The sequence below is a fragment of the Variovorax sp. J2L1-78 genome (assembly GCF_030317205.1).
Taxonomy (GTDB): Bacteria; Pseudomonadota; Gammaproteobacteria; order Burkholderiales; family Burkholderiaceae_C; genus Variovorax; species Variovorax arabinosiphilus.
In genome coordinates, this window is the sequence record NZ_JASZYB010000002.1 from 301958 (window position 1) to 325932 (window position 23975).

The following is a 23975-nucleotide window of genomic DNA, read 5'->3' on the forward strand; positions in this document are numbered from 1 at the left end:
CCTCGGCCGCTTTACGCGACCTTCTTGGCCTTCTCGAAAGCCTCGTCGATGGTACCGACCATGTAGAACGACTGTTCCGGCAGGTGGTCGCATTCGCCGGCCACGATCATCTTGAAACCACGGATGGTTTCCGACAGCGGCACGTACTTGCCAGGCGAGCCGGTGAACACTTCGGCCACGTGGAAGGGCTGCGACAGGAAGCGCTGGATCTTCCGGGCGCGGGCCACGGCCAGCTTGTCGTCCGGTGCCAGTTCGTCCATGCCCAGAATCGCGATGATGTCGCGCAGTTCCTTGTAGCGCTGCAGCGTGCCTTGCACGGCGCGGGCCACGTTGTAGTGCTCTTCGCCGACCACGTTCGGGTCGAGCTGGCGCGAGGTCGAGTCCAGCGGGTCCACGGCGGGGTAGATACCCAGCGAGGCGATGTCACGCGACAGCACCACGGTCGAGTCCAAGTGGGCGAAGGTCGTGGCGGGCGACGGGTCGGTCAAGTCGTCCGCAGGGACGTACACGGCCTGGATCGAGGTGATCGAGCCGACCTTGGTCGACGTGATCCGCTCCTGCAGGCGGCCCATTTCCTCGGCCAGCGTCGGCTGGTAGCCCACGGCGGAAGGCATGCGGCCCAGCAGTGCCGACACTTCGGTACCGGCCAGCGTGTAGCGGTAGATGTTGTCCACGAAGAACAGCACGTCACGGCCTTCGTCGCGGAACGACTCGGCGATGGTCAGGCCGGTCAGCGCCACGCGCAGACGGTTGCCCGGGGGCTCGTTCATCTGGCCGTAGACCATGGCCACCTTCGAGTCCTCGAGCTTCTCGAGGTTCACGACGCCGGAGTCGGCCATCTCGTGATAGAAGTCGTTGCCTTCGCGGGTCCGTTCGCCCACACCGGCGAACACCGACAGACCCGAGTGAGCCTTGGCGATGTTGTTGATGAGTTCCATCATGTTCACGGTCTTGCCCACGCCGGCACCACCGAACAGGCCCACCTTGCCGCCCTTGGCGAACGGGCACACCAGGTCGATCACCTTGATGCCGGTTTCCAGCAGGTCGGTCGACGGCGAGAGTTCGTCGTAGGCCGGTGCCTTGCGGTGGATGGACGCCGTGACTTCCTGGCCGACGGGGCCGCGCTCGTCGATCGGCGCGCCCAGCACGTCCATGATGCGGCCGAGCGTGGCCTTGCCCACGGGCACGGTGATCGGGTTGCCGGTGTTGGTCACGATCAGGCCGCGACGCAGGCCGTCGGACGAACCGAGGGCAATGGTGCGCACCACGCCGTCGCCCAGCTGCTGCTGCACTTCGAGCGTGAGCGCGCTGCCTTCGAACTTCAGGGCGTCATAGATCTTGGGCATCTGGTTGCGCGGGAATTCCACGTCGACCACGGCACCGATACATTGAACGATCTTGCCTTGCACTGCATTGGCTTGAGCCATCATCTGCTCCAATTAATTTTTGAATCTGGTTGACGTCGAGACTGGCTCAGACGCCGGCGGCCGCCGCAGCGCCCGACACGATTTCCGACAGCTCTTTGGTGATGCCGGCCTGGCGGGTCTTGTTGTAGACCAGCTTGAGTTCGGCGATCACGTTGCCGGCGTTGTCGGTGGCGGACTTCATGGCCACCATGCGCGCGGACTGCTCCGACGCCATGTTCTCGGCCACCGCCTGGTACACCAGCGACTCCGCATAGCGCACCAGCAGTTCGTCGATCACGCTCGCTGCGTCGGGCTCGTAGATGTAGTCCCACGCATGCTGGCCCTTCTCGGCCTTCAGCGTGTCGGCCGCGAGCGGCAACAGCTGCTCGACCACCGACTCCTGGCGCATCGTGTTGATGAACTTGGTGTAGCAGAGGTAGACCGCATTGACCTTGCCTTCGGCATACGCGTCGAGCAGCACCTTCACCGGGCCGATCAGCTTGTCGAGGTGCGGCGTGTCGCCCAGCTGGGTGACATGCGACACCACGCGAGCGCCGATGCGGTTCAGGAAGCCGAGGCCCTTGTTGCCGATGGCCACCGCCTCGACCGCCACGCCGGCCGCCTGCTGCTCGCGCAGCTTGGTGGTCAGCGCGCGCAGCACGTTGGTGTTCATGCCGCCGCACAGGCCCTTGTCGGTCGTCACCAGGATGTAGCCCGCCGCCTTCGCATCGTTCGTCTTCATGAACGCGTGCGTGTACTCCGGGTTGGCCTGGCCGAGGTTCGCCGCGATGGTGCGGATCTTCTCGCTGTACGGACGCGCGGCGCGCATGCGCTCCTGCGCCTTGCGCATCTTCGACGCGGCCACCATTTCCATGGCCTTGGTGATCTTCTTGGTGTTCTCCACCGATTTGATCTTGCCGCGGATTTCCTTGCCGGCTGCCATAGATGCTCCTTAAGCCTTGCTGTCGATCGCCATCAGGCGAAGGACTTCTTGAACGTCGTGATCGCGGCGGTGAGTTCGGCTTCGGCGTCCTTGTCGAGCGCCTTGGCCTTCTCGACCTTGTCGAGCAGCGCCGCGTGGCTGGTCTTCAGAAACTGATGCAGGCCGTGTTCGAAGGGCAGAACCTTCTTGACGTCCAGGTCGTCCATGAAACCCTTGTTCACCGCGAACAGCGTGGCACCCATCAGCGAGATGGGCAGCGGGCTGTACTGGGCCTGCTTGAGCAGTTCGGTCACGCGGGCACCGCGGTCGAGCTGCTTGCGGGTGGCTTCGTCCAGGTCGGAAGCGAACTGCGCGAACGCAGCCAGCTCGCGGTACTGGGCGAGGTCGGTACGGATACCGCCCGACAGGCTCTTGATGATCTTCGTCTGGGCAGCCGAACCCACGCGCGACACCGAGATACCGGCGTTGATGGCGGGGCGGATGCCGGCGTTGAACAGCGACGTTTCCAGGAAGATCTGGCCGTCGGTGATCGAGATCACGTTGGTCGGCACGAAGGCGGACACGTCGCCGGCTTGCGTCTCGATGATCGGCAGCGCGGTCAGCGAACCGGTCTTGCCCTTGACTTCACCCTTGGTGAAGGCTTCGACGTAATCGGCGTTCACGCGGGCTGCGCGTTCGAGCAGACGGCTGTGGAGATAGAAAACGTCGCCGGGGTAGGCTTCGCGGCCTGGCGGGCGGCGCAGCAGCAGCGAGACCTGGCGGTAGGCCACGGCTTGCTTGGACAGGTCGTCGTACACGATCAGGGCGTCTTCACCGCGGTCGCGGAAGTACTCGCCCATCGTGCAGCCCGAGTAGGCCGACACGTACTGCATCGCGGCCGATTCCGACGCGGAAGCAGCGACCACGATCGTGTATTCCATCGCACCGGCTTGTTCCAGTGCGCGCACCACGTTCTTGATCGACGACGCCTTCTGGCCGATCGCGACGTAGACGCAGGTCACGCCCTGGCCCTTCTGGTTGATGATCGCGTCGATCGCCACGGCGGTCTTGCCGGTCTGGCGGTCGCCGATGATCAGCTCGCGCTGGCCGCGGCCGATCGGCACCATGGAGTCGATCGACTTCAGGCCGGTCTGCAGGGGCTGGTCGACGGACTTCCGTGCGATCACGCCCGGTGCGACCTTCTCGATCACGTCGGTCATCTTGGCGTTGATGGGGCCCTTGCCGTCGATCGGCTGGCCCAGTGCGTTCACCACGCGGCCGATGAGTTCAGGGCCGACCGGCACTTCCAGGATGCGGCCCGTGCACTTGACGGTGTCGCCTTCGGAGATGTGCTCGTACTCGCCCAGGATCACGGCGCCGACCGAGTCGCGCTCAAGGTTCAGGGCTAGGCCGTACGACGGCGTGCCGTCGGCGGTGGGCGTGAACTCGAGCATTTCGCCCTGCATCGCGTCCGACAGGCCGTGCACGCGCACGATGCCGTCGGTCACCGAGACCACGGTGCCCTGGTTGCGAATGTCAGCGCTGACGCCAAGGCCCTCGATGCGGCTCTTGATCAGTTCGGAAATCTCTGCGGGATTGAGTTGCATGACTCTTTCCTTCTTTCAATAAATGGGGCCAACCGCCTCGCCGCATCAAGCGGTGAGCGCTGCTTTCATTTGCTCGAGACGCGCCTTGACGGACGTGTCGAGGACTTCATCGCCCACCACGGCGCGGATGCCGCCGATGAGCGACGGGTCGAGTTCGACCCGCGTGTTCAGCTTGCGGCCGAAGCGGCGTTCCAGCGACTCGGCCACGGTCTTGAGACCGGCCTCGTCGATCGGGAAGGCGCTGTAGACCACGGCATCCGACGCGCCGCGCTGGACGTTCTTCAGCAGACGGAACTGGACGGCGACCTCGGGCAGCGCGGCCAGACGACCGTTGTCGATCACGGTGCGCAGGAAGTTCTGGCCGGCAGCCGGAAGGCCGTTGGACACGAACCCCGACACCAGGTCGAACACCTGTTCGGGCGCAACCTTCGGGTCGGAAGCGAACTGCAGCAGCTGCGGGTTGCCAGCGACGGCGGCGAGCTGGTCGAGCCAGCCGGCCGCGCCGTCGAGGTCGCTTGCCGATGCCTGGAACAGCGCTTCGGCGTAAGGACGGGCGATGGTGGCGAGTTCGGCCATGTCGTCCTCAGAGCTCGGTCTTCAGGCGGTCGAGCAGGTCGGCGTGGACGCCGGCGTTGACTTCCTTGCGGAGAATCTGCTCGGCACCCTTGACGGCCAGCGCGGCGACCTGCTCGCGCAGGACCTCGCGGGCACGCACCGATTGCTGCTCGGCTTCGGCGTGCGCGGCGGCCACGATCTTGTTGGCCTCCGAGGTTGCACGGCCCTTGGCCTCTTCGACGATCTGCTGGGCACGGCGCTCGGCGTCGGCCAGCAGGTTGGTCGTCTCGTTGCGGGACTTCACCAGTTCCTGCTCGACGCGCTGATTGGCAGAAGCGAGTTCCGCCTTGGCCTTCTCGGCGGCCGCCAGGCCCGCGGCGATCTTTTGTGCGCGTTCATCCAGCGCCTTCGCGATGGGCGGCCACACGAATTTCATCGTGAACAGCACCAGCAGCAGGAAGACGATGGCCTGAACGAACAGGGTCGCGTTGATACTCACGGCAACACCTTTCTTGAGTGGCGTTGAACGGGATTACTTCGGCAGGTTGGCCAGGAAGGTCGCGGCGAACGGGTTGGCGAAGGCGAACAGCAGGGCGATGGCCACACCGATCAGGAACGCCGCGTCGATCAGACCGGCCAAGATGAACATCTTGGTTTGGAGGTCGTTCATGAGCTCGGGTTGGCGTGCCGACGATTCGAGGAACTTGCCGCCCATCAGTGCGATGCCGATGGACGCACCGATCGCGCCGAGACCGACGATCAAACCACATGCCAGAGCGACGAGACCGAGAATGTTTGCCATGATGACTCCTTAGATTACAGATGAAAGCGAAAAGAAAAAACGAAAACGAGAAGGGTAACCAGGCCTAGTGGCCCTCATGCGCCTGACCCAGGTAGATGAGTGTCAGCATCATGAAAATGAATGCCTGCAGCGTGATCACCAGGATGTGGAAGATCGCCCAGACGGTTCCGGCAATGATGTGCCCGACTGGCAGCAGCACTCCCGAGAACGAAGCTGCCATCGCACCACCCATGAGTGCGATCAGCATGAAGACGAGTTCGCCGGCATACATGTTGCCGAACAGCCGCATGCCGTGCGAGACGGTCTTGGCGAGGTATTCGATGACCTGCATCAGCAGGTTGATGGGCCACAGCACCGGGTGCGCACCGAAGGGCGCGGTGATGAGTTCATGGCCCCAGCCGCCCAGGCCCTTGACCTTGATGCCGTAGAACAGGCACAGCAGCAGCACGGAGGTCGACAGGCCCAGCGTGGTGGAGAGGTCGGCGGTCGGCACGACACGCATATAGGCGTGGTGCGGGTCGTGGCCCGCGGCCTCGAACGCCTGCGCCCAGAGGGCCGGCAGCAGGTCGACCGGCAGCATGTCCATCGCGTTCAGCAGGAAGATCCAGACGAACACGGTGAGCGCCAGCGGCGCGATGAACTTGCGGCTCTGGGCGTTGTGCACGTTGGCCTTGGCCTGGCTGTCGACCATCTCGACCAGGATTTCCACGGCCGCCTGGAAGCGGCCCGGCACGCCCGCGGTCGCCTTGCGCGCGGCGAGCCACAGCACCAAGCAGCCGATCACGCCGACCGCCAGCGCCCACAGCACGGAGTCCAGGTTGATGACATTGAAGTCGACGATGGCCTTTTGGGTCACCGGCTCGAGGCCCCAGTTCACCTGCCAATGCTGCAAATGGTGAACGATGTATTCACTCGCGGTCGGTGCGTGTCCTTCTGCGGCCATCTTTCAGCGTCTCTTTAAAGAATCAAATCCGGTTCAACAATCTGGGCCGCACCACGAGGGCGACCCAGTACATCTTCATCGCTGCCACGATGCCAGCCAGCATTGCCAGCCAACTCAGGTCGCCGATCACCCAGGGCGCCGCCGCCAGAAAGGCCACGGTCAACGCCAGCTTGATCAGCTCCCAGACAAAAAACCTCAGCATGGCGGCCGACGGATGCCCCGCCTGCGTGCCCCTCATCGCACCCCGGACAAACAAAGCCGCCGGAATCGCCACTGCCAATGCCCCGTAAAGTGCCGACACGCCGGCCACCGGCCGACCCGTCCAAACCCAAGCGATGCCTGCCACGACCAGTCCTGCGACCACCTGGGCCACGATCACCCACCAGGGCGAAGGTTCGGGATTGGCATCGCGCAGCTGCTGCGCCTGTTCGGCGGTGAGCGGCTTGAAATCGGCGTCTTCGACATCCATCTCGGACTCTGGCGTGCTTGTTGTCATGGTTGTGTGCACTGCCGGTGGCCGAAGGCTGCCTAAAATTTACAAAGCCATTGATTATAAGTAAAAACCCCTTGCATTCCGCCATGACCAAGCACATCAACGGGGAACTTCCACTGCTTGACACCATCACCGACGCCCATGACGACTCCAGCCCCGACGCCTGACACCCCGACCGACATCCGCAAGGAGTCGCTGATCGAGTACCCCTCCCTGTTCCCGATCAAGGTGATGGGCGCCAAGGTCGACGGCTTCGTCCATGCGGTCACGCAGGTCGCCGAGAAGTTCGACCCGCAGTTCGACGCCAGCACGATCGAGCTGCGCACCAGCAAGGAAGGCAACTACCTGGGCGTGACCATCACCGTGACGGCCACCAGCCGCGAGCAGCTCGACGACATCTACCGCACCTTGTCGTCGCATCCGATGGTGAAGGTGGTGCTTTGACCCTGGCCGTGCGGCCCACGCTGGCGCCGACGCTGCTCGGCCACGTCGAGTACCTGGAGACCTACGACGCGATGCGACGCTTCGCCGCCGAGCGCGGCGAGCACACGCCCGACGTGCTGTGGCTGTGCGAGCACCCCCCGGTCTTCACGCAGGGCCTGGCCGGCAAGGCCGACCACCTGCTGAACCCCGGCGCGATCCCGGTCGTCCAGACCGACCGGGGTGGGCAGGTGACGTACCACGGCCCGGGGCAGGTGGTGGCCTATCCGTTGCTCGACCTGCGCCGCACCGGCTACTTCGTGAAGGAGTACGTCTACCGCATCGAGGAATCGGTGCTCCGCACGCTGGCGCACTTCGGCGTGACGGGGCACCGCGTGGCCGGGTCGCCCGGCATCTACGTGCGGCTGGACGACCCGTTCTCCCATGCCGCGCTGACCGGCCCCTTCTCGCCGGCGGACCCGTTCCGCGGCCTCGGCAAGATCGCCGCGCTGGGCATCAAGGTGGCGCGTCATGGCACGTACCACGGCGTGTCCTTCAATGTCGCGATGGACCTGGAACCCTTCTCCCGCATCAACCCTTGCGGCTACGCAGGGCTGCGAACGGTCGACCTTTCTACAATCGGGGTCCACATCCCCTGGGAAGAAGCCGCGCACGTGCTGAGCCAGAAGCTCGTCACCTACCTGGCGCCTTGAGAGCCCCTATGAGCACCACCGAAGTCGTCCGCGAGGCGCAAAGCGCCGAAAACTACAACCCGCTGGCCAAGCAGAAGGCCGGCGCCAAGCTGTCGCGCATCCCGGTGAAGGTGGTCCAGGGCGAGATGCTCAAGAAGCCGGAATGGATCCGCGTGAAGGCCGGCTCGCCGACCACGCGTTTCTACGAGATCAAGCAGATCCTGCGCGAGAACAACCTCCACACGGTGTGCGAGGAAGCCTCCTGCCCGAACATCGGCGAATGCTTCGGCAAGGGCACGGCGACGTTCATGATCATGGGCGACAAGTGCACGCGCCGCTGCCCGTTCTGCGACGTCGGCCACGGGCGGCCCGACCCGCTCGACCAGGACGAGCCGCTGAATCTGGCGCGCACCATCGCCAAGCTGCGCCTGAAGTACGTGGTGATCACCAGCGTCGACCGCGACGACCTGCGCGACGGCGGCAGCGGCCACTTCGTCGAGTGCATCCGCAACATCCGCGAGCTCTCGCCGATGACGCAGATCGAGATCCTGGTGCCCGACTTCCGCGGCCGCGACGACCGCGCACTGGAGATCCTCAAGGCCGCCCCGCCGGACGTGATGAACCACAACCTGGAGACCGCGCCGCGCCTCTACAAGGAAGCGCGCCCGGGCAGCGACTACCAGTTCAGCCTGAACCTGCTCAAGAAATTCAAGGCGCTGCACCCGAACGTGCCGACCAAGAGCGGCATCATGGTCGGCCTGGGCGAAACCGACGAAGAGATCCTGCAGGTGATGCGCGACATGCGCGCGCACGACATCGACATGCTGACCATCGGCCAGTACCTGTCGCCGTCGAACTCGCACCTGCCGGTGCGCCGCTACGTGCACCCCGATACCTTCAAGATGTTCGAGGAAGAGGCCTACAAGATGGGCTTCAGCCACGCGGCCGTGGGCGCGATGGTGCGCTCGAGCTACCACGCCGACGAACAGGCGCACGCCGCCGGCGTCTGAGGCCCGCGCCATGGCCGCCGGTGGCACCCTGACGCTGCGCCACTACGGCGCATCGCACGGCAGCCATGCACACGACCACTTCCAGGTGCTGATCGGCCTGGACGGCGTGCTCGAACTCGAGGTCGAAGGACGCGGCCGGCGCATCGCCGCTGGCGACGGCTGCGTGATCCCGCCGGGCGAGCGCCACGACTTCGGCGCCGACGGCAGCAGCCGCTGCCTGGTGCTCGACAGCACCCTGAGCGCCTGGGCGCAGCATGCCGGGCAGGCCACGCCGTCGCCCCAGGCGCGCGCCCTAGCGCAATGCCTCGCCCAGAGCGTCACACAGGACCACCCGCTGGCCACGCTCTACGGGCCCCTGCTGCTGCTCGAGGCCTGGCACGGCACGCCGACGCCGCGCAGCGCACGGCGCCCCGTCGACTGGGCCGCCCTCGCCGCCTGGGCGACCACCCGGCACGACGCACCGCTCGACGTCGCCGCGCTGGCGGCGCGCTGCTGCCTCAGTGCCAGCCAGTTCAACGCGCGCTGCCGCGACGAGATGGGCACGAGTGCGATGCACTGGCTGCGCGGCCTTCGGCTGGCGCAGGCGCGCGTACTGCGCGACGCCGGCACCAGCGTCGCCGAGACGGCTCGCCGCACCGGCTACCGCTCACCCTCGGCGCTCACCGCCGCCCTGCGTCGCCAGGCTCAACCCGACGGCTGAACGAGGCGCGTTGCGCGACGATGCGCCGTCGCCATGCGACGACCGGGCCCTCTAAGCTCGGCGCATGTCCCCCGCCACCCTGCTCGCGCTCGGCGCCATCGCCTTCTGGGCCACGCTCGCCTCGCTGGGCACCGCGCTCTCGCACGTGCCGCCCTTCCTCCTGACCGGGTTGGCCCTGGCGATCGGCAGCGTGCTGAGCCTGCCGCACCTGCTGCGCGATCGCCGCGCCTGGGCCGTGCCGCCGCGCACGCTGGCGCTGGGCCTCTACGGCCTGTTCGGTTTCCACTTCCTGCTCTTCGTCGCGCTGCGCCACGCGCCGCCGGTGGAGGCGAACCTGGTGAATTACCTGTGGCCGCTCTTCATGGTGGTGCTCGCCCCGCTGCTGCTCAAGGGCATCACGCTGCGACCGCTGCATGTGGTCGCGGCGCTGCTGGGCTTCGCCGGCGCGGCCATCGCCATCCTCGGCGCGCGTGGCGGCGGCGTGACGATGGGCGCCACGCCCGCGTACTGGGGTTTCGTGCCGGCGCTGGGCTCGGCTTTCATCTGGGCCAGTTATTCGCTGTGGACGCAGCGGGTGCCCGCCTTTCCAACGGCGGCGATCGGCCTGTTCGGGCTGGTGTCCGGTCTGCTGGCGCTGGGCTGCCACGCCGCACTGGAACCGTCGGTGACGCTGAGCACGCGCGACCTCGTGCTGATCGCGCTGTGCGGCCTCGGCCCGCTCGGCGCCGCCTTCTACCTGTGGGACATGGCCTTGAAGCGCGGCGATGCGCGGCAGATCGGCATCCTGAGCTACCTCACGCCGCTGGCGTCGACCGGCCTGCTGCTGGTGCTGACCGGCCGACCGCTGTCATGGACGATCGCGCTGGCCGCTCTGATGATCATCTCGGCCGCCGTGATCGGCACGCGGGCCCGCTGACACGCCCTCGGGCGGCAGGCGCACCTCGACGGCGAGCCCCGGCCGTGCCTGACGCACCTGCAGCGTGCCGCCATGCGCCTCCGCCACCAGCCGGCACAGGTACATGCCGAGCCCGACACCGCCGGTGGTGCGTTGCCGCGCACTGTCGGCGCGGAAGAAGGGCTCGGTGAGGTGCGCGAGCTGCGCATCGTCGACGCCCGGACCGAAGTCGCGCACCTCAAGCACGACGCCCCCATCGGCGGCAGGCCGCAGGCTCAACACCGGGGGCTGCACGGCCCCGGCGCCGTAGCGCTGCGCGTTGTCCAGCAGGTTGCGCACCAGGAGCCGCATGCGCGTGCGGTCGAGCGCCAGCGTCGGCAAGTTGTCTGCCAGATCGAGCCGCACCGTGACGGCGCCCGGCATTTCGCCCGCGCTGTCGCGGACCAGTGCGGCCAGGTCGACCGGTTCGCGGTGCAGGGCGGTGTGCGGGCCGGCCAGGCGCTCGCTTTCGAGCAGGTCGGTGATCAGGTCGCGCATCTCGTTGAGGTCGCGCAGCAGTGCGTCACGTTCGACCGCGCCCTCGTCGGTGGCGGGCAGCAGCTCGGCATTGAGCCGCGCGCGGGTGAGCGGCGAGCGCAGCTCGTGGCTGAGCGCCAGCAGCAGCGCGCGCTTGGCGTCGAGCATGCCGCGGATGTCGTGCGCCATCGTGTTGATGCGCTGTGCCAGGTCGCCCAGCTCATCGCGCCGCCGCAGCGGAATGGGCTGGTCGAAGTCGCCGCGGCCGAAGCGCTCGGCGCCGATGCGGATGTCGTCGAGCGGGCGCAGCAGCTTGCGCACATAGCCATAGGCGGCCAGGATGAGCGCAAGCAGCAGCGCCAGCGTCAGCCAGCCGATGCCGTGCGGCTTGTCCTGCCACGGCGAGGCGCCTAGGCCGAAGGTGACGACGTGGCCGTCCGCGGTGCTGCGGCGGAACCAGGCGTCGCGCGGCGCCCCGTCGCCGTCATCGCCCGTCGCCCGCCGGTCGTGCCGGTCGGACCACCAGCCGCGGCGGTCCTTGTCCGGGTGCGAGTCCCACTGCACCGTCGGCCCGTCGATGCGGATCGTGATCGGCAGCCGCGCGACCAGCGCCTGCGCACGCGCGATGTCGGGCGGACTGCCGATCTCGGCCACCAGGCGATCGGTGTAGTCGACCAGCAGCGGCTTGGCCGCGTCACGCCAGCCGGTCGTAAAGACGCGTTGCATGCCGCCCAGGAACACGACGCCCATGGCCAGCGCGAGCAGCACGAACACGGTGATGAGCCGCAGCCGCAGCGAATGCTTCCAGCGGTGCCGCCAGCGGCGCTCGGCGCTCGCGCGGCGCCTCATGGGGCGACGGCCAGTGCGTAGCCCGCGTTGCGCAGCGTCTTGATGCAGTCGAGTGGCTCGAGCTTCTTGCGCAGCCGGCTGATCACGATGTCGACGGCGCGCGTGTACAGCTCGGCCTCCTGGCCACGCAGCTGGTTCAGGATGTCGTCGCGGTTCCACACCTTGCCCGGCTGCCGCGCAAGCAATGCCAGCAACTCGAATTCGGTGCCGGTGAGCTCCACCCGCTCGCCCTGGCGCAGCACCTCGCGGCGGTCGAGGTCGACCACGAGTCCGTCGAAGACCAAGCGCTGCGGCGTCGCCGCCGGCACGGTGGGTTTGCGCTGTCGCCGCAGGATGGTCTGCACGCGCGCCACCAGCTCGCGCGGCTCGAAGGGCTTGGGCAGGTAGTCGTCGGCACCGAGTTCGAGCCCGACCACCCGGTCCATCACGTCGCCCCGCGCCGTGAGCATCACGATGGGAATGTCGCTCTCCGCACGGATCGCGCGGCACAGTGCGAAGCCGTCCATCTCGGGCAGCATCACGTCGAGGATGGCGGCGTCGTAGTGCGCGGCCCGCAGCTTGGCCAGCCCGTCGCTCGGCCGCGTCGCACTGTCGAGCACGCAGTCGAAGCGCGCGAAGTAGGTGGCCAACGGCGCGGCCAGGTGTTCGTCGTCGTCGATCAGCAGGATGCGGGACATGAGCGGATTGTGCCTAGCGACGCCGGCCCACAGCAGGCCGGCGATCAGGCCCGCGGGCATCGGCGCAACGCGGCGCATGCGGCCACCTCAACCATGCCGGCCCCAGCGGCGACCGCGTTCCATGAAGTCGCGCACCTGCTGCTGCTGCGCGGGCCGCAGGTGGTCGAAGAAGTCGGCAGCGGCGGCGATGACCTCGGGGCTGCCGGTGCGCAGGGCCGCCGTCTTTTCTTCCACCAGCCGTGTGGCGCTGGCCTGGTCGAAGGTGCTGCCCGCGAACAGCGTCTTGAACTGCGCCCGCGGGTCGCCGCCGCCGCGCAGGGCCGCGCGCTGCGCCTGCAGCTTGTCGGCCAGCACCTCGAGCTTCTGCTTCTGCGAGGCGTCGAGGTCGAGCTTGCTGCCGACCCGCTCGACCATCCGGGCGCGGAGCTCGGCCGGATCGCCGTGCCCCCAGCCGTGGCGCTGGGCGGCACAGCCGGCGATGCTGCCGACCACCAGGGCGCCGCCGAAAAGGCCGACGAGGCTGCGTTGAATCCATGTCTTCATGATGCGGTTTCCGTGATGGTCGAGTGATGGGACGCCGGCGCGTTCACAGGCTGCCGCCAGCGCGGCGTTCCGCGCGCACATCCAGGGGGTGCGGCTGGGTAGACACCACGCGGCTGTTGACGCGCGAACCCGCACTCACGTTCTGGTCGGGTGCCGCCGCGGCGCGCACGGCCTCGCTCCGCGCCGCGGCGCGGTCCTGCGACACGCCGATCGGCTCCGCACCGCGCGAACCGCGCACCACGTTCTGGTCGGGTGCATGGGCCGTGCGCATGGCGTCGTGCATCACGTCGGCGCGGCTGCGATCCCGCGGCGCCACCAGCACCCCTTGGTAGCTCTCGGCCTGGGCGGCTGAGGTGCCGAGCAGCGCGATGGCGGAGATGGCGAGGAAGGTCTGGCGAACGGTCATGTCGGGCTCCTGGTCTCAAGGAAGTGAAGGAGCCTCGATGGTGCGATCCGCGTGCGGCGAAGTCCTTTCGCCGCCGTATCGGCGTGTTTCGTTTTATTGCGACGCCGGCAGCGCGGCGCGCGGGACGCCGTTCAGCGCGGCGCGCTGAGCACGGCGGCCGGATCGTCGGCCTCGAGGACGCTCTGCGCCCAGGACGCGAGCTTGCCGGCGTCGGCCCGCAGCACCTCCTGCTTGACCGCGAGGATCTGCGACGGGTGCATCGAGAAGCTGCGCAGCCCCAGGCCGAGCAGCAGGCGCGTGAACGTCACGTCGCCGGCCATCTCGCCGCACACGCTCACGCCCTTGCCCTGCCGACGGCACTCGGCGATGGTGTCGGCCACCAGGCGCAGCACGGCCGGATGCGCCGGGTCGTACAGGTGCGCCACCGCTTCGTCGGCGCGGTCGATGGCCAGCGTGTACTGGATCAGGTCGTTGGTGCCGATCGACAGGAAGTCGAAGTGCTTGAGGAAGGTCCGCAGCGTCAAGGCGGCGGCCGGAATCTCGATCATGGCGCCGAGCTTCACCACGCCGTACACCGCACCGCGCCGGTCGAGCTGCGCGCGCGCCTCGTCGATGAGCGCGAGCGTCTGGCGGATCTCGCTGGCGTGCGCCAGCATCGGGATGAGCAGGTGGATCTCGCCATGGGCGGCGGCCCGCAGGATGGCCCGCAGCTGGGTCAGGAACATGGCCGGGTCGGCCAGGCTCCAGCGGATGGCGCGCAGCCCCAGCGCCGGGTTCAGGTGCTCCTGCCGGGCCGCCTTGCCGTCGAGCGGCTTGTCGGCGCCGACGTCGATGGTGCGGATGGTCACGGGCATGCCCTGCATGCCCTCGACCGCGCGCCGGTAGGCCTGGTACTGCTCCTCCTCGTCGGGCAGGCGCGTGAGCTGCTGCGCCTCGCGCGCCATGAAGAGGAATTCGCTGCGAAAGAGGCCGACCCCCACCGCGCCGGCCTTGACCGCACCGAGGGTGTCTTCGGGCATCTCGATGTTGGCGAGCAGGTCGACGCGCTCACCGTCGAGCGTGACGGCCGGCTTGTGGCGCAGGCGCGTGAGACGGCCGCGCTCGAGTTCGCCCTGGCGTTGCTTGAACCCGTACTCGGCCAGGATGATCGGCGACGGGTCGACGATCACCACGCCGGCATCGCCGTCGATGATCACCCAGTCGTCCTGCCGCACCAGCTGGCTCGCCGTGCGGGCGCCGACCACCGCCGGGATGTCCATGCTGCGCGCGACGATGGCGGTGTGCGAGGTGCGGCCGCCGACGTCGGTCACGAAGCCGGCGAACACGCTCTTCTTGAACTGCAGCATGTCGGCGGGCGACAGGTCATGCGCGATCAGCACCAGCGGGGCATCGACGCCTTCACCGCTGGTCGGGTCGTGGTGCTCGTCGTCGGCCGCCGCGCGCTTGCGCTTGGGCGGCGTCGGCGCCAGCACGGCGGCGGTGCCCTTCATGCGATGCAGCATGCGCTCGACGACCTGCTCCAGGTCGGCCTTGCGCTCGCGCAGGTACTCGTCCTCCATCTCGTCGAACTGGCGCGCGATGACCTCGAGCTGGGTGGTGAGCGCCCATTCGGCGTTGTAGAGGCGTTCGGTGATCCAGTGCTTGACGCCGTCGCTGAGCGCTTCGTCCTGCAGCAGCATCTGGTGCACCTCGAGCAGCGCGGCCAGCTCGTGCGGCGCCTCGCTGGGGCCCATCAGCGCGACGCTGGCCTGCAGCTTGGTCAGCTCGTCGGCGACGGCGTTGCGCGCGCTGCGCACGCGCTGGATCTCGGTCTCGACCTGCTCCGGCTTGATGAAGTAATGCGCGACGTCGATGCGGCTGGACACCACCAGCACAGCACGCCCGATGGCGATGCCTCGGGCGACCGGGAGGCCGTGGACCGCGAAAGTCATGGCATGAGGCGCGCGGGCGACAGCCGCACCAAGCCGGCCGCGCCCCCTTGGGGGGCAGCGACGACACGCAGTGCGGAGCGGGGGGGCGACATCACTCGCCCTCGCCGAACTTGTCGTTCATCAGGGCAACGAGCGCATCCATCGCCGGCTGCTCCTGGTCACCGTTCGTCTCGAGTTCGACGGTCGTGCCGATGCCGGCGGCCAGCATCATCACGCCCATGATGCTCTTGGCATTGACGCGGCGGTCGCCGCGGGCCAGCCAGACGTCGCACGGGAAGCTGCCGGCGAGCTTGGTGAGCTTGGCCGACGCGCGCGCGTGCAGGCCCAGCTTATTGCTGATGGTCACGGATGTCTTGATCACTGTGCTTTCTTCTCGCCTGGTTCTGAGGAGCGGAAACCGCGACTTGCATGACGCCGGCGGTGCCCCCGGCCATGGCCCGCTGCACCAGCGCATCGAGCGGCTCGTTGCGGTAGCTCACCGCGCGCAGCAGCATGGGCAGGTTGACGCCGGCGACCAGCCGCGAACGCGCCCCGTCGACCAGCTTCTGCGCGACGTTGCAGGGCGTGGCACCGAACACGTCGGCCAGCACGAGCACCTGCGAGCGCGGGGTGCGCAGCGCCATCTCGAGCGTGATGCGCGCGGCCGCCAGCGTTTCTTCGGGCGACACGTTGGGCAGCACGTCGAGCGCCGCGATGTGGCGTTCGCAGTCGGGGAACACATGCAGCGCACACTGACGCAGCGCCTGAGCGAGCGGAGCGTGGGCAATGATGAAGATGCTGTTCATGCGGCGCGATGAGTCGGGCATCGATTATGCGGGCCGCCCGAGGAAGTCGAGGAACGATCGGTGACGGCACTCATGGCAGCCGCAGCCCTTCGTCGAAGGTGGCGACCGCATCCGCGGCCGATGGCCGGCCGAGCACCGTGGCCTGGTAGAGCGAGACGCCGCCAGCACGTGTCTGCGCGAACCACCGCAGATGCGCTTGGGCATTGCCGATGCCATCGAGGCGGACGGGCGCCGGTTGCGGCGCGGCGCGCGGCAGCGTGGCGGCGCTTTCGGTGGGCTGCGCATCGGCCAACTGCGCGCGCGTGGCCGCGCGCCAGGCGGTCAGCCAGGCCTCGGCCTGGGCCGCATCCGCGGCACGCGCATGCGCCACGGCGAAGGTCGCACCACCGGCCTCGCAGCCCACCACTTCCACGTCGACCGACGCCGCGCCCAGCGGCAGGGCACGGGTGGCGCGGTCGGGCTTGCAGGGCAGCATGACGACCAGGCCGGCGTCGCCGACCGGCACCTCGCGCCAGTTGAAGGTCGGGCTGCACGCCGCCGAAACGGCAGCGACGAGAAAGGCGGCCGTCAGGCCGGCACGGGAGGGGAGGCGCATCGGGCCGCGATTATCGAGCCGACGGGCCGACCCGGCCGTCGCGCGCGTTCTCAACGGAGGGCGCCGAACACCTTCTGCAGGATCGCACTGCCGCTGCCGACCGGGTCCTGGCGGATCTTGCGTTCTTCCTCGCCGATCACGAGGTACAGACCGTCGAGCGACTTGCCCGTGACATAGCCCTGGAGGTTGGCGTCCTCCTTCTTCACCAGGCCGAAGCCCGCGGCCTTGCCGGCGAACTTGTTGTACTTCTCTGCGAGCTTCACCTTCACGGTGGCAGCGCTCACGATAGGCAGGAAGCGCTCGGTCAACGGCGCGCGCGTCTTCTCGGCGAAGAATTGCGTCACCGAGTTGTCGCCGCCGGTGAGGATGCCCTTCGCATCGGTGACGCTCATGGTTCGCACGGCGTTGATCAGCAGGTCCTTGGCGGCGGGCACCGCCTGCTCGGCGGCGCGGTTCATGGCCGTCACCAGTTCGTCGATGCGGCTGCCCTGGCCCATCATGCGCAGCACTTTCGAGCCGTCCTCCAGGTAGCCGGGCAAGGGAATGCGCACCTTGGGATTGCCGAGGAAGCCGTCCGGCCGGCCCAGAAGGCTCACCGCGACGGTGGCGCCTTTCTCGAGCGCAGCCTTGACGCCGCCCGAGGCATCGGCGGCACTGAGATCGCCGAGCGACAAGGCGTGGGCGCGCTGCGTGGCGAGCAATACCAGAGAGGCCGGCACGGCGAGGCAGGCGGAACTAAAATTGCGGCGTTTCATCGATCATCTCCCATGAAAAAATTCATCCCTGTCGCCGCCCTTGCGATCGCCCTGGCCGCCGGCGCAGGCGTCTACCTGAGCACCGGGGTCTCGGCCGCCCCGGCATCGACCTTCGTCCTGCTCGACGGCAGCAAGAAGACCACCGACGACCTCAAGGGCAAGGTGACGCTGGTGAATTTCTGGGCCACCAGCTGCGTGACCTGCGTGGGCGAGATGCCCAAGGTGATCGCCACCTACGACAAGTACAAGGCACAAGGCTACGACACCTTGGCTGTGGCCATGAGCTACGACCCGCCGAGCTACGTGGTGAACTTCGCCGAAACGCGCAAGCTGCCCTTCAAGGTCGCAATCGACAACACCGGTGCCGTCGCCAAGGCCTGGGGCGATGTGGCACTCACGCCGACGACCTACATCGTCAACAAGCGGGGAGAGATCGTGAAGCGCTACGTGGGCGAGCCCGACTTCGCCGAGCTGCACAAGCTGATCGAGAAGCTGTTGGCCGAGGCCTGAACCGTCCACGGCCATCGAGAAAAGGCACCGCGAGGTGCCTTTTTTGTGTGTCTACCGGCTGTGCGGCGCGGATCAGCGCGCGCGGAAGCTGTCGTGGCACGCCTTGCAGGAGGCGCCGGCCGGTCCGATGGCGGCCTTGATGGCATCCAGGCTGCCGGTCTTGGCGGCGGCGGCCAACTTGACCATCTCGCCCTGCGCCTTGCCGGCCAGGTCCTGGAACTTCGCCTGCTCGGTCCAGACTTCCGGGCGCGCCTTGCCGCCCTCGGTGCCGGGGCCGAACGCCGGCCACGGCTGCTTGATGAGTTCAGCCACACGAGCGGCACTCTCGTCGGCCACCTTGGCGTTGAAGGCGTCGCGGCCGGACGCCATGTCGGCGACCCGCTTGAAGTTCTGCTGCAGTTCCTTCAAGGTGGCCTGACGGAACTTGATCGCGTCCTCGGGCTTGTCGAACTTCTGCGGCTGGGCCAGGGCAGGCAGCGCCGAGACGGCAAGCGTCACGGCACATGCGAGGGTGGCAAGGCGAATCATGGGTTTCCTTTTTTGTATCGTGGGGTGACGCCGCGGCGCGGCGCCGCGGGCAGTTTAGGGGCGCACCATGGGATGAACGCGGGGCGAGGGAATTCCCGCTCGCACGGCGGATTTGCTAATCTGCGCCTTCCGCAGCCCTTCATGCCCCGATGACGCCTCCCGCCCCCTCCCCCGCGATGCCGGACCCCGGCATGGCGCGCACGCGCATCTGGGATTTGCCGACTCGGCTGTTCCACGGGCTGCTGGCTGTGACGGTCACCGGGGTCCTGATCACCGGCTGGACCGGCGTGATGGAGTGGCATTTCCGCCTGGGCTATGCGGTGCTGGCGTTGCTGCTGTTCCGGCTCGTGTGGGGCTTCGTCGGTGGACGCTGGTCGCGCTTTGCGGCCTTCGTCCACGGGCCGCGTTCGGTCGTGGCCTATCTGCGGGGCCAGGCGCATCCGGACCATCTCGTCGGCCACACCCCGCTGGGCGCACTCTCGGTCTTCGCGATGCTGGCCATGCTGGCTCTCCAGGTCGCGACCGGCCTCGTGGCCGACGACGCGATCACCTACGCGGGACCATTGGCGCACACCGTGTCGGGGGCGGTGAGCAGCCTCGCGACCGGTTGGCACGCCGAATGGGGCAAGTGGGTCGTGCTCGCGCTCATCGTGCTTCATCTGGCGGCGGTGTTGTACTACGCCGTGGTGCGTCGCCACACGCTCGTGGCGCCGATGATCACGGGCGACAAGTTGTTTCCGTCGGCCACGCCGGTGGCGCCCAGCCGCGACGGTGCCGGCTCGCGCTGGCTAGCCCTGGTCCTGTTTGCCGGTTGCGTGGCCGTGGCGACCTGGATCAGCACCATTCGCCCATGAGCTTCTCGCCCTCCCGCCCCCTCCCGCTGGCTGGCGCGCCCGACATCGTGCTGCTCACGCCGGACGACCCGGCAGCGCTCGCGGCCACGCGATCGATCTTCCTGGAGTACGCGTCGGGACTCGGCATCGACCTGTGCTTCCAGAACTTCGACCACGAACTGGAGAGCCTCCCTGGCGACTATGCCGAGCCTCGAGGTGCGCTTTTGCTGGCCCTGGTCGATGCCGGTGCGCACGAGGCACCCGGCACGCCAGCGCTGACCTTGTCGGACGGCCGGGCCGCCCATGTGGCCGGTTGCTGCGCCTTGCGGCCGCTGGACACCGCCGACTACCCGAATGCCGCGGAGATGAAGCGGCTCTACGTGCGCCCGGGCTTTCGCGGCCTGGGGCTCGGACGCCGCCTGGCCGAATCCATCCTCGATGCGGGACGTGCCGCGGGCTACGCATGCGTCCTGCTGGACACGCTGGACGACATGGAATCCGCGCGGGCGCTCTACGAAGACCTGGGCTTCACCGAGGTGCCGCCCTACTATCACAACCCGATCGCGGGCTCGCACTACCTCAAGGTCGAGCTGTAGCGCGAGCGCGGGCTCAGCCCTTGGCTTGGGCCAGCAGCGTCTCGGCGTTGCTGACCTCGAACTTGCCCGGCGCCTCGACATTGAGGGACGCCACCTTGCCGTCCTTCACCAGCATCGAGTAGCGGTTGCTGCGCAGACCCATGCCGCGGCCGGTGAGGTCGAGCGTCAGGCCGGTCGCCTTGGCGAAGTCGGCGCTGCCGTCGGCCAGCATGCGGACCTTGGTGCCGGTCTTCTGGTCGCGTGCCCAGGCGCCCATCACGAAGGCGTCGTTGACGCTCAGGCACCAGATCTCGTCGACCCCCGCGGCCTTGAAGTCGTCGAAGTGCTGCACGTAGCCGGGCACGTGCTTGGCCGAGCAGGTGGGCGTGAAGGCACCGGGCAGGGCAAACACGGCAATCGTCTTGCCGGCCGCGGCCTTCGTGACATCCACGGCATTCGGCCCGATGCTGCAGCCCTCGCCTTCGACTTCCGAATACTCCATGAGGGTGACCGAGGGGAGGGAATCGCCGACTTTGATCATGATGAGAATGCTCCAGACAAAAAAGAAAACGGCCCACATTGTGGGCCGTTTCCGGGGTGGCTGTGTGCCGAGGGTCAGACCAGGGCGGCCTTCTCGACCAAGCGGGTCACGACCCAGTTCTTGGTCTTCGAGATCGGCCGGCTTTCGGTGATCTCGATGGTGTCGCCCAGGTGGTACTCGCCCTTTTCGTCATGGGCGTGGTACTTGCTGGTCTTCGCCACGATCTTGCCGTAGAGCTCGTGCTTCACACGGCGCTCGACCAGCACGGTCACGGTCTTCTCACGCTTGTCGCTCACGACCTTGCCGATCAAGGTGCGCTTGAGGGATTTTTTAGCTTCCGTCATGTTTGCTCCTTACTTGGCGGCGGTCTCTTGCGACTTCTGCGCAAGAATGGTCTTGGCGCGAGCGATGTCGCGACGTGTCACGCGCAGCGTCGAGGTGTTCGACAGCTGTTGCGTGGCCTTCTGCATGCGAAGGCCGAAATGCGCCTTCTGCAGATCCTTGATTTCAGTCTGCAGGCCGGCGACGTCTTTTTCGCGCAGTGCTGCAGCCTTCGACACCTTGACCGGCTTGGCCGCGGCGTCCTTCTTCTTACGTGTTGCCATGAGTGTTCTCTCCTCGATCAGGCGCCGAGCTGGCGCGCGACGAAGGTGGTACGCAGCGGCAGCTTGGCAGCGGCCAGGCGGAATGCTTCGCGGGCGAGTTCTTCGGGCACGCCGACGATCTCGAACACGATCTTGCCGGGCTGGATTTCCGCGACGTAGTACTCGGGGTTGCCCTTGCCGTTACCCATCCGCACTTCGGCCGGCTTGGTCGAAATCGGCTTGTCGGGGAACACGCGGATCCAGATGCGGCCACCGCGCTTCACGTGACGCGAGATCGCGCGACGTGCCGCTTCGAGTTGGCGCGCCGTCAGACGGCCGCGGTCGGTGCATTTCAGGCCGAAGTCGCCGAAGGCGACCGAATTGCCCGTGGTCGCAACACCGGTGTTGCGGCCCTTTTGTTCCTTGCGGAACTTTCTACGTGCAGGTTGCAGCATGTTTTCTTACTCCGTGATGACCCCAGGCGCTTGCGCGCCTGGGAGCGACCGATTACTCGGTCTTGGCACCGTCAGCTGCTGCAGCTGGCGCGGCTTTGCGGACGCGCTTAACGGCGGGTTTCGGGGCGTCTGCACCCGGTGCGGCTGCACCGGTGGCTTCTGCGGGCTTGTCGCTGCCATCGGCCGGCGCGGTGTTGCCACCGATCGGGCCGCGGGCACCGGCGCGGGGGCCAGGACCACGACGGTCCGAACCCGGACGGTCGCCACCCGGACGGCCATCGCGACGCGGACCGCGGGGGCGGCGCTCGTCGTCAGGACGCGGCGTTTCGACGGCCGGCAGATCGTTGCGACCCAGCGTGTCGCCCTTGTAGACCCAGACCTTGACGCCGATGACGCCGTACGTGGTCTTGGCTTCCGAGGTGCCGTAGTCGATGTCGGCGCGCAGCGTGTGAAGCGGCACGCGACCTTCGCGGTACCACTCGCAACGGGCGATTTCGATGCCGTTCAAGCGGCCCGACGACATGATCTTGATGCCCTGGGCACCCAGACGCATGGCGTTCTGCATCGCACGCTTCATGGCACGGCGGAACATGATCCGCTTCTCGAGCTGCTGCGTGATGCTGTCGGCGATCAGCTTGGCATCGATTTCCGGCTTGCGCACTTCTTCGATGTTCACTGCGACCGGCACACCCAGCTGCTTGCCGAGTTCGCGCTTGAGGTTCTCGATGTCTTCACCCTTCTTGCCGATCACGACGCCCGGACGTGCCGAGTAGATCGTGATGCGCGCATTCTTGGCGGGACGCTCGATCATCACGCGGGAAACCGACGCGTTCTTGAGCTTCTTCTTGAGGTACTCGCGCACCTTGATGTCCTCCGCCAGCATGCCGGCGAAGTCCTTGTTGCTGGCATACCAGCGGCTGGACCAGTTACGGCTGACCGCAAGGCGGAAGCCAGTGGGGTGGATTTTTTGTCCCATAGTCTTCCGGCCTTTAGTTGCCAACCGTCACGTACACATGGCACGTGGGCTTGCTGATGCGGTTGCCGCGGCCCTTGGCGCGGGCGGTGAAGCGCTTGAGCGTGGCACCTTGTTCGACGTAGATGGTCTTGACCTTCAACTCGTCGATGTCGGCACCGTCGTTGTGCTCGGCGTTGGCAATCGCCGACTCGAGCACCTTCTTGATGATCACAGCGGCCTTTTTCTGCGTGAACTGCAGAACGTTGAGCGCTTGATCGACCTTCTTGCCGCGGATGAGGTCCGCGACCAGACGGCCCTTGTCGACCGACAGGCGGACACCGCGGAGGACTGCACGTGTTTCAGACATGGTCGTTCCTTACTTCTTCTGGACTTTCTTGTCCGCGGGGTGCCCCTTGAACGTGCGCGTGAGCGCAAATTCGCCGAGCTTGTGGCCGACCATCTGGTCGGTGATGTACACGGGCACGTGCTGCTTGCCGTTGTGAACGGCAATGGTCAGACCGATGAACTCGGGCAGGACCATCGAGCGACGCGACCAGGTCTTGATCGGCTTCTTGTCCTTGGTCGTCACGGCCTTGTCGGCCTTGGCCACCAGGTGGTGGTCGACGAAAGGACCCTTCTTGAGAGAGCGAGTCATGTGCTATCCCCTTATTTCTTGCGACGCGACACGATGAAGACCTGCGTGCGCTTGTTGTTACGGGTGCGATAGCCCTTGGTGAGGTTGCCCCACGGGTCGACCGGATGACGGCCTTCGCCGGTCTTGCCCTCGCCACCACCGTGCGGGTGGTCGACCGGGTTCATCACCACGCCGCGAACGGTCGGACGGATACCCATGTGACGCTTCACACCGGCCTTGCCCAGACGGCGCAGGCTGTGCTCTTCGTTGGCGACTTCGCCGATCGTGGCGCGGCACTCGACGTGCACGCGACGCACTTCACCCGAGCGCATGCGCACTTGAGCGTAGACGCCTTCACGCGCCAGCAGCGTCGCCGAGGTGCCGGCCGAGCGAGCGATCTGCGCGCCCTTGCCGGGCTGCAGTTCGATGCAATGGATGGTCGAACCCACGGGGATGTTGCGGATCGGCAGCGTGTTGCCGGCGCGGATCGGGGCTTCCGAACCGCTCAGCAGCGTGGCACCGGCTTCCAGACCGCGCGGGGCGATGATGTAGCGGCGCTCGCCGTCGGCGTAGCACACCAGCGCGATGTGGGCGGTGCGGTTCGGGTCGTATTCGATGCGCTCGACCTTGGCCGGGATGCCGTCCTTGTTGCGCACGAAGTCCACCACGCGATAGTGGTGCTTGTGGCCACCACCCTTGTGACGGGTCGTGATGTGACCGTTGTTGTTACGGCCGGCTTTCTGGAACTGAGGTTCCAGCAGCGCAGCGTGAGGAGCACCCTTGAACAGGTGGTCCCGCGAGATCTTCACCGCGCCACGTTGGCCCGGCGAAGTCGGCTTCATCTTGATGACGGCCATG

Annotated in this window: 34 protein-coding genes; 8 read left to right on the plus strand and 26 right to left on the minus strand. The window is 67.2% G+C overall.

All coding sequences use genetic code 11. The features are described from left to right. Positions 1-11 precede the first annotated feature (11 nt). The 8 genes from atpD to QTH86_RS15315 all read right to left on the minus strand — a co-directional run bounded on the left by atpD (position 12) and on the right by QTH86_RS15315 (position 6704). On the minus strand, positions 12-1427 hold the full coding sequence (gene atpD, locus QTH86_RS15280) for a F0F1 ATP synthase subunit beta (RefSeq protein WP_286647061.1): 1416 nt from the start codon (positions 1425-1427) through the stop codon (positions 12-14). Between the two features lie 46 nt (positions 1428-1473). Then, a complete protein-coding gene (gene atpG, locus QTH86_RS15285) occupies positions 1474-2349 on the minus strand; it encodes a F0F1 ATP synthase subunit gamma (RefSeq protein WP_286647062.1) in 876 nt (291 codons plus the stop codon). A gap of 32 nt (positions 2350-2381) precedes the next feature. Beyond that, complete coding sequence (gene atpA / locus QTH86_RS15290; RefSeq protein WP_286647063.1) at positions 2382-3935, minus strand: F0F1 ATP synthase subunit alpha; 1554 nt, start codon at positions 3933-3935, stop codon at positions 2382-2384. 45 nt (positions 3936-3980) lie between these two features. Then, complete coding sequence (locus QTH86_RS15295) at positions 3981-4511, minus strand: F0F1 ATP synthase subunit delta (protein WP_286647064.1); 531 nt, start codon at positions 4509-4511, stop codon at positions 3981-3983. 7 nt (positions 4512-4518) lie between these two features. Then, positions 4519-4989 (minus strand): F0F1 ATP synthase subunit B, encoded by a 471-nt coding sequence (locus QTH86_RS15300; protein WP_286647065.1) that lies wholly within the window; start codon positions 4987-4989, stop codon positions 4519-4521. 33 nt (positions 4990-5022) lie between these two features. Next, the gene (gene atpE, locus QTH86_RS15305) at positions 5023-5292 is read right to left on the minus strand and encodes a F0F1 ATP synthase subunit C (protein WP_140844704.1); all 270 of its coding nucleotides are present in this window, start codon (positions 5290-5292) and stop codon (positions 5023-5025) included. 64 nt (positions 5293-5356) lie between these two features. After that, entirely contained in the window at positions 5357-6235 is an 879-nt protein-coding gene (gene atpB, locus QTH86_RS15310; protein WP_286647066.1) for a F0F1 ATP synthase subunit A, read from the minus strand. Positions 6236-6257: 22 nt separating this feature from the next. Continuing rightward, a complete protein-coding gene (locus QTH86_RS15315) occupies positions 6258-6704 on the minus strand; it encodes an ATP synthase subunit I (RefSeq protein WP_286647067.1) in 447 nt (148 codons plus the stop codon). A gap of 165 nt (positions 6705-6869) precedes the next feature. On the opposite strand from QTH86_RS15315, the gene QTH86_RS15320 reads away from it, so the two are divergent. The 5 genes from QTH86_RS15320 to QTH86_RS15340 all read left to right on the plus strand — a co-directional run bounded on the left by QTH86_RS15320 (position 6870) and on the right by QTH86_RS15340 (position 10466). Then, a complete protein-coding gene (locus QTH86_RS15320) occupies positions 6870-7172 on the plus strand; it encodes a YbeD family protein (RefSeq protein ID WP_286647068.1) in 303 nt (100 codons plus the stop codon). Then, a complete protein-coding gene (gene lipB / locus QTH86_RS15325; RefSeq protein ID WP_286647069.1) occupies positions 7169-7861 on the plus strand; it encodes a lipoyl(octanoyl) transferase LipB in 693 nt (230 codons plus the stop codon). Before QTH86_RS15320 ends, lipB begins: the two co-directional genes overlap by 4 nt. Positions 7862-7869: 8 nt before the next feature. Beyond that, positions 7870-8850, plus strand: a complete 981-nt coding sequence (gene lipA / locus QTH86_RS15330) for a lipoyl synthase (protein ID WP_286647070.1) — start codon at positions 7870-7872, stop codon at positions 8848-8850. 10 nt (positions 8851-8860) lie between these two features. Continuing rightward, positions 8861-9550 carry an AraC family transcriptional regulator gene (locus tag QTH86_RS15335; protein ID WP_286647071.1) on the plus strand — a complete coding sequence of 230 codons (690 nt, stop codon included), beginning with the start codon at positions 8861-8863 and terminating at the stop codon, positions 9548-9550. A 64-nt stretch (positions 9551-9614) separates the two neighbouring features. Further along, positions 9615-10466 (plus strand): DMT family transporter, encoded by an 852-nt coding sequence (locus QTH86_RS15340; protein ID WP_286647072.1) that lies wholly within the window; start codon positions 9615-9617, stop codon positions 10464-10466. Here QTH86_RS15340 and QTH86_RS15345 read toward each other — a convergent pair. From QTH86_RS15345 to QTH86_RS15385, 9 genes are all read right to left on the minus strand, one after another. After that, the gene (locus QTH86_RS15345; RefSeq protein ID WP_286647073.1) at positions 10398-11810 is read right to left on the minus strand and encodes a sensor histidine kinase; all 1413 of its coding nucleotides are present in this window, start codon (positions 11808-11810) and stop codon (positions 10398-10400) included. The genes QTH86_RS15340 and QTH86_RS15345 overlap by 69 nt on opposite strands. Then, a complete protein-coding gene (locus QTH86_RS15350; protein ID WP_286647674.1) occupies positions 11807-12487 on the minus strand; it encodes a response regulator transcription factor in 681 nt (226 codons plus the stop codon). Before QTH86_RS15350 ends, QTH86_RS15345 begins: the two co-directional genes overlap by 4 nt. 87 nt (positions 12488-12574) lie before the next feature. Next, on the minus strand, positions 12575-13030 hold the full coding sequence (locus QTH86_RS15355; protein ID WP_286647074.1) for a Spy/CpxP family protein refolding chaperone: 456 nt from the start codon (positions 13028-13030) through the stop codon (positions 12575-12577). A 43-nt stretch (positions 13031-13073) separates the two neighbouring features. Further along, complete coding sequence (locus QTH86_RS15360; protein WP_286647075.1) at positions 13074-13436, minus strand: DUF4148 domain-containing protein; 363 nt, start codon at positions 13434-13436, stop codon at positions 13074-13076. 131 nt (positions 13437-13567) lie between these two features. After that, on the minus strand, positions 13568-15367 hold the full coding sequence (gene ptsP / locus QTH86_RS15365) for a phosphoenolpyruvate--protein phosphotransferase (RefSeq protein WP_286647076.1): 1800 nt from the start codon (positions 15365-15367) through the stop codon (positions 13568-13570). 91 nt (positions 15368-15458) lie between these two features. Continuing rightward, on the minus strand, positions 15459-15728 hold the full coding sequence (locus tag QTH86_RS15370; RefSeq protein WP_286647077.1) for an HPr family phosphocarrier protein: 270 nt from the start codon (positions 15726-15728) through the stop codon (positions 15459-15461). Next, positions 15697-16152: a PTS sugar transporter subunit IIA gene (locus QTH86_RS15375; RefSeq protein WP_286647078.1), complete on the minus strand. Its 456-nt coding sequence runs from the start codon at positions 16150-16152 to the stop codon at positions 15697-15699. The genes QTH86_RS15370 and QTH86_RS15375 overlap by 32 nt, the downstream gene beginning before the upstream one ends. Before the next feature lie 70 nt (positions 16153-16222). After that, a complete protein-coding gene (locus QTH86_RS15380; protein WP_286647079.1) occupies positions 16223-16747 on the minus strand; it encodes a hypothetical protein in 525 nt (174 codons plus the stop codon). Positions 16748-16797: 50 nt separating this feature from the next. Then, a complete protein-coding gene (locus QTH86_RS15385; protein ID WP_286647080.1) occupies positions 16798-17502 on the minus strand; it encodes a DUF4197 domain-containing protein in 705 nt (234 codons plus the stop codon). Between the two features lie 12 nt (positions 17503-17514). On the opposite strand from QTH86_RS15385, the gene QTH86_RS15390 reads away from it, so the two are divergent. Beyond that, positions 17515-18012 (plus strand): TlpA disulfide reductase family protein, encoded by a 498-nt coding sequence (locus QTH86_RS15390; protein WP_286647081.1) that lies wholly within the window; start codon positions 17515-17517, stop codon positions 18010-18012. 72 nt (positions 18013-18084) lie between these two features. On the opposite strand, the gene QTH86_RS15395 is transcribed toward QTH86_RS15390, so the two are convergent. After that, positions 18085-18540: a c-type cytochrome gene (locus tag QTH86_RS15395; protein WP_286647082.1), complete on the minus strand. Its 456-nt coding sequence runs from the start codon at positions 18538-18540 to the stop codon at positions 18085-18087. Positions 18541-18689: 149 nt separating this feature from the next. Here QTH86_RS15395 and QTH86_RS15400 point away from each other — a divergent pair, with 149 nt between their 5' ends. After that, positions 18690-19394, plus strand: coding sequence for a cytochrome b/b6 domain-containing protein (locus QTH86_RS15400; RefSeq protein WP_286647083.1), 705 nt, complete (start codon positions 18690-18692; stop codon positions 19392-19394). Then, positions 19391-19969: a GNAT family N-acetyltransferase gene (locus tag QTH86_RS15405; protein WP_286647084.1), complete on the plus strand. Its 579-nt coding sequence runs from the start codon at positions 19391-19393 to the stop codon at positions 19967-19969. The genes QTH86_RS15400 and QTH86_RS15405 overlap by 4 nt, the downstream gene beginning before the upstream one ends. Positions 19970-19982: 13 nt before the next feature. Here the strand turns inward: QTH86_RS15405 and QTH86_RS15410 are convergent, their stop codons facing one another. The 8 genes from QTH86_RS15410 to rplB form a co-directional block, all read right to left on the minus strand. Continuing rightward, positions 19983-20489 (minus strand): peroxiredoxin, encoded by a 507-nt coding sequence (locus QTH86_RS15410; RefSeq protein ID WP_286647085.1) that lies wholly within the window; start codon positions 20487-20489, stop codon positions 19983-19985. A 74-nt stretch (positions 20490-20563) separates the two neighbouring features. Next, positions 20564-20833, minus strand: a complete 270-nt coding sequence (gene rpsQ / locus QTH86_RS15415; protein WP_262073158.1) for a 30S ribosomal protein S17 — start codon at positions 20831-20833, stop codon at positions 20564-20566. A 9-nt stretch (positions 20834-20842) separates the two neighbouring features. Continuing rightward, a complete protein-coding gene (gene rpmC / locus QTH86_RS15420; protein ID WP_286647675.1) occupies positions 20843-21049 on the minus strand; it encodes a 50S ribosomal protein L29 in 207 nt (68 codons plus the stop codon). A gap of 62 nt (positions 21050-21111) precedes the next feature. After that, the gene (gene rplP / locus QTH86_RS15425; RefSeq protein WP_286647086.1) at positions 21112-21528 is read right to left on the minus strand and encodes a 50S ribosomal protein L16; all 417 of its coding nucleotides are present in this window, start codon (positions 21526-21528) and stop codon (positions 21112-21114) included. Between the two features lie 52 nt (positions 21529-21580). Continuing rightward, the gene (gene rpsC, locus QTH86_RS15430; protein ID WP_286647676.1) at positions 21581-22504 is read right to left on the minus strand and encodes a 30S ribosomal protein S3; all 924 of its coding nucleotides are present in this window, start codon (positions 22502-22504) and stop codon (positions 21581-21583) included. Positions 22505-22517: 13 nt separating this feature from the next. After that, entirely contained in the window at positions 22518-22850 is a 333-nt protein-coding gene (rplV, locus tag QTH86_RS15435; RefSeq protein ID WP_007838134.1) for a 50S ribosomal protein L22, read from the minus strand. Positions 22851-22859: 9 nt separating this feature from the next. Beyond that, positions 22860-23138, minus strand: coding sequence for a 30S ribosomal protein S19 (gene rpsS / locus QTH86_RS15440; RefSeq protein ID WP_007838132.1), 279 nt, complete (start codon positions 23136-23138; stop codon positions 22860-22862). A gap of 11 nt (positions 23139-23149) precedes the next feature. Further along, entirely contained in the window at positions 23150-23974 is an 825-nt protein-coding gene (gene rplB, locus QTH86_RS15445; protein WP_213958425.1) for a 50S ribosomal protein L2, read from the minus strand. Position 23975 lies beyond the last annotated feature (1 nt).